The organism is Pseudomonas fluorescens (assembly GCF_902497785.1).
In the GTDB taxonomy this organism is placed as follows: domain Bacteria; phylum Pseudomonadota; class Gammaproteobacteria; order Pseudomonadales; family Pseudomonadaceae; genus Aquipseudomonas; species Aquipseudomonas fluorescens_BO.
This window is the reverse complement of the sequence record NZ_CABVHK010000036.1, coordinates 1-3,302: the sequence shown is the minus strand read 5'-3', so window position 1 is coordinate 3,302 and position 3,302 is coordinate 1. Positions and strand designations below refer to the sequence as shown.

Annotated in this window: 4 protein-coding genes; 2 read left to right on the top strand and 2 right to left on the bottom strand. The window is 63.5% G+C overall.

The window, feature by feature from the left end; genetic code table 11:
- Together F8N62_RS31005 and F8N62_RS31000 are read right to left on the bottom strand one after the other, a co-directional pair.
- The coding region (locus F8N62_RS31005; protein WP_150714183.1) for an efflux RND transporter permease subunit at nucleotides 1-306 on the bottom strand (306 nt) is incomplete at its 3' end.
- 15 nt (nucleotides 307-321) lie between these two features.
- Entirely contained in the window at nucleotides 322-1,479 is a 1,158-nt protein-coding gene (locus F8N62_RS31000; RefSeq protein WP_150709533.1) for an efflux RND transporter periplasmic adaptor subunit, read from the bottom strand.
- 292 nt (nucleotides 1,480-1,771) lie between these two features.
- On the opposite strand from F8N62_RS31000, the gene F8N62_RS30995 reads away from it, so the two are divergent.
- Together F8N62_RS30995 and F8N62_RS30990 are read left to right on the top strand one after the other, a co-directional pair.
- Nucleotides 1,772-2,473 carry a response regulator transcription factor gene (locus F8N62_RS30995; RefSeq protein ID WP_084321554.1) on the top strand — a complete coding sequence of 234 codons (702 nt, stop codon included), beginning with the start codon at nucleotides 1,772-1,774 and terminating at the stop codon, nucleotides 2,471-2,473.
- Between the two features lie 4 nt (nucleotides 2,474-2,477).
- Nucleotides 2,478-3,302 (top strand): histidine kinase dimerization/phospho-acceptor domain-containing protein (locus F8N62_RS30990; RefSeq protein WP_318181694.1); only part of this gene is annotated, 825 nt, incomplete at its 3' end.

Here is a 3,302-nt window from a genome sequence, read left to right as displayed (position 1 = left end):
AGCCATTTCCGGGTTGGTGCCCGGCTGGAAAGTCGCCTTGATCGTGGCGCTGCCGAGGCTGCTTTGCGACTCGAAATACAACAGATGATCAGCACCGTTGAGCTCTTCCTCGATCAGGCTGACCACGCTTTCGTCCACGGTCTGTGCGGAAGCGCCGGGGTACACGGCGTAGATTTCGACCTGCGGCGGCGCGACGTCGGGGTACTGCGCCACCGGCAACTGCGGAATGGCCAACGCGCCGGCCAGCAGGATGAACAGGGCCACCACCCAGGCGAACACCGGGCGATCGATAAAGAACTGCGGCATAAAAAAGCGTCCTGCTTACTGACCAGTCACCTGGGCAAGTGGAAGAGGGGTGTCGTCGATCTGCACTTTCTCGCCGGGCTTGGCGTGTTGCAGGCCTTCAATGACGATGCGGTCACCGGGCTTGAGGCCGCCGGTGACGATCCAGCGATCGTTTTGCACGGCGCCCAGTTCGACCGGTTGCTGCCCGACGCGCAGGTCCGCATCGAGCAGCAGCACTTGCGCAACCCCGGCGCTGTCACGCTGGATCGCCCGCTGCGGCACGCTGATGCCTTGCTGATTCACCGCTTGTTCCAGACGCACCCGCACGAAGCTGCCGGGCAGCAAGTCGAGGTCCGGGTTGGGGAATTCGCTGCGCACAATGATCTGGCCTGTGCCGGGGTCGACCGTGATGTCGGTGAACAGCAGTTTGCCCGGCAGCGGGTAAAGGCTGCCGTCGTCAAGAATCAACGTGGCTTTGGCCTGGCCCGCACCCACTTCCTTCAACTGACCGGAGCGAAAGGCGCGGCGCAGGTCGTTGAGTTCGCGGGTCGATTGCGTGAGGTCGGCATGAATCGGGTTCAGTTGCTGAATCAGTGCCAGCGGCGTGGTTTCGTTCTGCCCGACCAGCGCGCCTTCGGTGACCAGTGCGCGCCCGATGCGCCCGGAAATCGGCGCGGTGACAGTGGCGTAACCGAGGTTGAGTCTGGCCCGTTCGACCGCGGCTTTGTTGGCGGCGACGTCGGCGGCGGTTTGCCGAACGGCGGCGCGGGCGTTGTCGTAGTCCTGGCCGCTGATGGCGTTGCCTTCGATCAACTGCGCGTAACGCTGCTCTTGCAAGCGCGCCTGAAACGCATTGGCCTCGGCTTTGCGCAGGTCGGCTTCGGCGCTGTCCAGGTCAGCCTTGAACGGCGCCGGGTCGATACGAAACAGCACGTCGCCTTTTTTCACATCGCTGCCTTCGTGGAACACCCGTTGCAGCACCACGCCGGCGACCCGCGCGCGGACTTCGGCGATCCGTGGCGCGGCAATCCGCCCGCTCAATTCGCTGGTGATCGACAGCGGCCGGGCGTCGATGGTCTCGATGCGCACCGTGGCCAACGGCGGCGCCTCATCGGCGATCGAGGATTTGTCGCACGCGCTCAGCGTCAACGCCAGGGCAAGCAGGCTGAGCTTGGCAAGCAGATTCTTCGACATGTAAATACCCCAATAATGAACTCCCGCATGCTACGGGGAGCGGGCGAGGGTAGCGGTGAAGCTTTGTTGGTGCTGTGTGAAATTGTGTAAGGGTTTTACTCGGGGGTGGGCGTGGGCGTATATCCTTTACCCCCTGAATATTTTGCGCTTGTTATGCCGCCATCGCGGGCAAGCCCGCTCCCACAGGGATTCGGTGTGGACACAGATTTTGTGAACACCCTCGGTCACTGTGGGAGCGGGCTTGCCCGCGATGACGTACTTACTGGCGCCATCGCACTTTCTGGACACCTCCATGCCCAACATCCTCCTGGTCGAAGACGACACCGCGCTCTCCGAGCTGATTGCCAGCTACCTGGAACGCAACGGCTATAGCGTCAGCGTGATCAGCCGTGGCGACCACGTGCGTGAGCGGGCGCGGGTCAATCCGCCGGACCTGGTGATCCTCGACCTGATGTTGCCCGGGCTCGACGGCCTGCAAGTCTGCCGCTTGCTGCGCGCCGATTCGGCGACGCTGCCGATCCTGATGCTCACCGCCCGCGACGACAGTCACGACCAGGTCCTGGGCCTGGAAATGGGCGCCGATGACTACGTCACCAAACCCTGCGAACCCCGCGTGCTGCTGGCCCGCGTGCGCACGCTGTTGCGCCGCAGCAGCCTCAGCGAACCGCAGACCGCCAACGACCGCATCCTCATGGGCAACCTGTGCATCGACCTGTCCGAGCGCACCGTGACCTGGCGCGAGCAGTTGGTCGAGCTGTCCAGCGGCGAATACAACTTGCTGGTGGTGCTCGCGCGGCATGCCGGTGAAGTGTTGAGCCGCGACCAGATCCTGCAGCGCCTGCGCGGCATCGAATTCAACGGCACCGACCGCTCGGTGGACGTGGCGATTTCCAAGTTGCGGCGCAAATTCGACGACCACGCCGGCGAGGCGCGCAAGATCAAGACTGTGTGGGGCAAGGGTTACCTGTTCAGCCGTTCCGAGTGGGAATGCTGAGGTCATGTTCAGGATCCTCTTCCGCCTGTACCTGGTGACGATCGTCTCCTACAGCGCGGCCATTTACCTGGTGCCGGACGTGGTGATCAGAATCTTCCACGAGCGGTTCACCACCTACAATCTCGATTACTCCCGGGGTCTGCGGAACCTTGTCGTCAAACAGTTTCACGCCGTGCCCGAAGCGCAGTGGCCGGCGCTGGCGATTGAGCTGGACAAGGCGTTCGACCCGCTGCATATCGTTCTCAGCCGCAATGACGACGCCGGCTTGACCGCGAACGAACAGCAGCGTTTGCAGCGCGGCGAAGACGTTGTGCGCATCGGCGACTGGGGCGGCCACACGTTGTCGGTGGCGCCGCTGAACGCGCAGTCCGTGGTGCAAATGGTCGTGCCGCCGGACCCGCTGGACGTCAATTTGTTGTACTGGAGCATCAACGTGCTGATCGGCGCGACCATGCTCGCGTGCCTGTTGTTGTGGCTGCGCCCGCACTGGCGCGACCTGGAACGTCTCAAAGGCACGGCAGAACGCTTCGGCAGGGGGCACTTGAGCGAGCGCACCGAAATCCCCGCGAACTCCAACATCGGCAGCCTGGCCAACGTCTTTGACACCATGGCCGGCGACATCGAGAACCTGCTCAACCAGCAGCGCGATTTGCTCAACGCCGTTTCCCACGAACTGCGCACGCCGCTCACGCGCCTGGATTTCGGCCTGGCCCTGGCGCTGTCCGACGACTTGCCCGCCGCGAGCCGCGAGCGTTTGCAAGGTCTGGTCGCGCACATTCGCGAACTGGACGAGCTGGTGCTGGAGTTGCTGTCCTACAGTCGGTTGCAA

What these genes read in the sequence shown, in the direction of transcription:
- F8N62_RS31000 (WP_150709533.1), bottom strand. Translation starts at nt 1,479, where the DNA reads ATGTCGAAGAATCTGCTTGCCAAGCTCAGCCTGCTTGCCCTGGCGTTG.
- F8N62_RS30995 (WP_084321554.1), top strand. Translation starts at nt 1,772, where the DNA reads ATGCCCAACATCCTCCTGGTCGAAGACGACACCGCGCTCTCCGAGCTG.